Below are 3,677 nucleotides of genomic sequence, written 5' to 3'. Positions count from 1 at the left end.
GTGGTTGGATAAGCTTTTTATTCAGACTTACCGATACCCATTAGAAATTGTTCGTCGTTTCGCCGAACAATCCCTTGCAATTGGGGTATATTGTTCGTACAATGGAGGTAACAAAAATAAAGGGGCTATTTATCATGAACTACTTACAAAAACGTATTTTAAGAGATGGTACTGTTATTGACGAAAAGATTTTGAAAATTGACTCATTCCTAAACCACCAAATCGACCCGAAAGTTATGCATGACATCCAAAGTAACTTCTTTGATTACTTTAAATCACGTGAAATTACCAAAGTATTAACAATCGAAGCAAGTGGTATTGCACCTGCTATCATGGTAGCGGCACACTTCCAAGTACCGATGTTATTTGCGAAAAAATCTGAACCATCAACACTTGCAGGACAAGATAAATTCTCAACATTAGTACATTCATTTACTAAGAATAAAACAAGCGAAATTATCATCTCTAAAGAATATTTAAATGAGAATGATAAAGTATTGATCATTGACGATTTCTTAGCGAATGGTGAAGCGAGTCTAGGTTTAATTGACTTAGTGAAACAAGCTGGTGCAGAAGTTGTTGGTGTGGGTATTTGTGTAGAAAAATCATTCCAACCAGGACGTCAACGCCTTATTGATGCGGGTGTAGATGTTTACTCAGTTTGCCGTATTGCTTCATTAGCAGGCAATAAAGTGACTTTTGTAGATGAAGAAGATGAAAAGTTAGCATAGCGGGTGGCCATTTTGAAGAATATAAATTTTAAAGATGTTTTCTCAGCTAAAACTACATTTCTTTCACTACAACATTTACTAGCTATGTATGCCGGTGCCATTGTTGTACCGCTAATCATTTCAAGTTCCCTTAATTTCACGACCCAACAGACCCTTTACCTGGTATCGGCTGACATCGTAATTTCTGGGATTGCCACTTTCTTGCAGTTATACCGCGGGAAATTTATCGGTATGGGCTTACCCGTTGTAATGGCTTGTTCCTTTACAGCGATTGGCCCTATGATTCAGGTGGGGGCTCAGTACGGCTTAGGGACCATGTTCGGCTCAGTCCTTGCAGCGGGTGTCATTATCCTACTTTTGGCGCCTATTTTTGCCAAATTGTCCCATCTATTCCCGCCACTAGTGACTGGGACCATCGTTACCTTAATTGGTGCGACCCTGATTCCTGTTGCGATTAATAATCTAGCAGGTGGCGAGGGTAGTGCAGACTACGGGAATATCGATAACTTGATTCTTGGGCTGATTACTTTCGTGATTATTCTGCTCTTATACCGCTTCACTAAAGGCTTCCTGCAGTCTATCTCTATTTTGATTGGGCTTGTGGCCGGTATGGTGATTGCTGTCTTTATGGGCAAAATGGACATCCAACCGATATTAGAAGCCTCTTGGTTCCAATTACCTATGCCTTTTGCTATCGAATCGCCAAGCTTCAATCCAGCAGCGATTTTATCGCTAACAGTGGTTGGTATTATTTCTATGATTGAAGTAACAGGTATCAACTATGCTTTAGCTGGTATGTATGATAAAGATATCGATGAAGCTGACCTTCGTCGTTCATATTTCTCAGTAGGTATCGGCTATTTACTTGCTGGTATCTTCAATACATCACCACAAACAGCCTTTTCCCAAAACGTTGGGGTTGTTCAAATGTCAGGTGAGAAACGTAAATCTATTTTCGTTAACTTGATTATCTTAATGCTACTATGTGGGTTAATTCCAAAAATTGGTGCTATTGCCACTTCTGTACCGTCAGCCGTATTAGGTGGTGCAATGATTTTCTTATTTGGTAATGTCTTATCATACGGAATCAGCGTATTGGGTGCGCAAGATTTAGCAGACAATCGTAACCAATTGATTATTGGTGCTGCAATTACAATCGGTTTAGGTGTGGCTATTGCACCTGCAGCCTTTGCACAACTGCCAGAATGGATTTCTTGGCTAACGTCTTCAGGAATCGTAGCTGGTGGTGTAACAGTTGTCTTACTAAACGCCTTCTTCCATGGCGTAAAGAAATAAATCACTTTAAAATATCTCTTTTAAATAGATAAAAAAACTCCTTGAATTTAGTTATGTTAGCTAAATTTAAGGGGTATTTTTATAGCTATGATGTTTGCAATTTTAGTCATAAATACTAAATTACTGTATGAAGAACTGACAATTGCTATTGACTCTGGATTGAAAGCAATATATGATAGCGTAATTGTGGTGTTTCTATTAAAAATGCTTATAGAGGGTTTATATATGTTTAAGAAAATAAATAAAGTACCTGCAGGGATGTTTTTGATTCCCTTGGTAGTATCACTAGTATTAGTGTCTATCTTCCCTAATATGTATGATGCAATCGGTGGTACAACACAACAAACGTTTCAAATGGGGACCAACGTTGTTATTGGACTATTGGTATTTTCAGCTGGGACAAGTTTAGATTTAAAACAAATTGTGCCTTTAATAAAACGTCATTTGCCGATAATTCTGTTTAAATTAGTTATTTCAACAATCTATATTTTAGTTTTTTATTGGTTGTTCGGCTTAGATGGCATTTTTGGCATCAACTTATTGGCTTTCGCTTGTGTGATTTACTCTTTAAACCCAGCGGTAGCACTAGCTATTCATTCAAGTTATGGGGATAAACAGTTTGGCGCCGTATACGGTATTATGGGCCTGATTGGTATGCCTTTTGCACCTTTAATTTTATTAAGTATTTTAACGGCCGATGGTGGGGCAGCAGGAATTGACTGGCAACCGATCATCTCAATCTTTGTGCCTTTAGTAGCCGGTACTATTCTAGGTAACCTAGACAAAGATTTTACCGACTTTTTTGTGCCGATGATTGGTCGCTTACTACCTTTCTTAGGGTGGAACCTAGGTGCAGCGATGAATATTCAATCAGCTGTCGCTGCAGGTTTGCCAGGTATTTTGATGGCTGGAATTTTTATGGTCTTATTATTACCATTAATACCATTTGACCGCTACATCATGAAACAAAACGCAGGGGTAGATGGTGCAGCTATTTGGAATGTAGCAGGCATGTCAGTAGCCAATCCTGCTAGTATTGCATCTGCTTTGCCGCTGGTATTTGCTGATCAATCAGCAAGTGCTACTGCTATCGTGATGATGGTATGTATCATCACTTCAATTATTTCACCTATTGTTGCACAGAAACTATATGTGAAAGAGTATGGTATTCAATCATTATAATTATCTCAATGCTTACAGAAGAGTCATGCTTACATGGCTCTTTTTTGATGTATTAAATTCATATATTTAAAAAGGCCACCTTGGACAAACAAGGCAGTCAAAACCTAGGCTTATTGCAGTGTAATTATGGGTTTTTTATGCGATAATATAATATACGAGTGATATTTTTGCCGAAATCATTTACCTGGTGATGACACAATTTTATCATGCGCAACTTTAAATTATCTACATACACCTTGTAACTTGGAAGGAGTTATCATGAACGATTTTTTCTTAACGTTAATGGAACGTAAAGACCAATTATTCACTGCTACTTACGAACATATGGCTATATCCTTACTTGCCTTGTTCATCGCCTGTGTTATTGCGATTCCACTAGCCATTTGGTTGAGTGACCACCGCAAATATGCGGAACCCGTATTACAATTTGCTAGTATCTTACAAACGATCCCCTCATTGGCCTTGTTA

Annotated in this window: 3 protein-coding genes and 1 pseudogene; all 4 read left to right on the top strand. The window is 38.3% G+C overall.

Features of this window, described 5'->3' with window-relative positions; genetic code table 11:
- Positions 1-134: 134 nt before the first annotated feature.
- Positions 135-731: a xanthine phosphoribosyltransferase gene (locus tag ACRCJ0_RS10545; protein WP_111856500.1), complete on the top strand. Its 597-nt coding sequence runs from the start codon at positions 135-137 to the stop codon at positions 729-731.
- A gap of 3 nt (positions 732-734) precedes the next feature.
- Positions 735-2,027, top strand: coding sequence for a nucleobase:cation symporter-2 family protein (locus ACRCJ0_RS10540; protein ID WP_431390406.1), 1,293 nt, complete (start codon positions 735-737; stop codon positions 2,025-2,027).
- Between the two features lie 225 nt (positions 2,028-2,252).
- Positions 2,253-3,209 carry a 2-keto-3-deoxygluconate permease gene (locus tag ACRCJ0_RS10535; protein WP_431390405.1) on the top strand — a complete coding sequence of 319 codons (957 nt, stop codon included), beginning with the start codon at positions 2,253-2,255 and terminating at the stop codon, positions 3,207-3,209.
- Positions 3,210-3,467: 258 nt separating this feature from the next.
- A pseudogene (locus ACRCJ0_RS10530) lies at positions 3,468-3,677 on the top strand (glycine/betaine ABC transporter permease); the annotation flags it as partial.

Source organism: Aerococcus sp. L_32 (assembly GCF_050689315.1).
Note: the sequence above shows the minus strand (reverse complement) of the source record. Positions and strands in the feature narration are given on the sequence as shown.

Bases quoted from the DNA above. Each gene is read 5' to 3' on its own strand.
- ACRCJ0_RS10535 (WP_431390405.1), top strand. From the start codon at position 2,253: ATGTTTAAGAAAATAAATAAAGTACCTGCAGGGATGTTTTTGATTCCC.
- ACRCJ0_RS10545 (WP_111856500.1), top strand. From the start codon at position 135: ATGAACTACTTACAAAAACGTATTTTAAGAGATGGTACTGTTATTGAC.